This window comes from Acinetobacter sp. ME22, assembly GCF_022012315.1.
Lineage (GTDB): Bacteria > Pseudomonadota > Gammaproteobacteria > Pseudomonadales > Moraxellaceae > Acinetobacter > Acinetobacter brisouii_A.
In genome coordinates, this window is the sequence record NZ_JAKLTL010000063.1 from 1 (window position 1) to 268 (window position 268).

Here is a 268-nt window from a genome sequence, read left to right on the forward strand (position 1 = left end):
GTTATTACAGGCGCTAATCGAATGGACACAACCAGGATAAACATAGACTTCGTGGACATTAGCCGCTGCGGCAGCGTAATCCGTTTCGGCTGTGGTTAGTCCCGTTTGTTTCTGGTCAACAATCACTTGAGCATCCACATATTCCTGAGTTGTTGGATCAAATGCATCACGAACAGAAACAGCAGCAGCATATTCACTCTGTGCGATCGCCAATGCTGTAGCTGCATCATCCCGAGCCTCAAGATCTTCATCACGGGTCAGATAATCA

The 268-nt window shown here is 47.4% G+C and carries 1 pseudogene; it reads right to left on the minus strand.

From position 1 onward, the window contains the following. Positions 1-268 (minus strand): annotated as a pseudogene (locus LVY74_RS17700) (hypothetical protein); the annotation flags it as partial.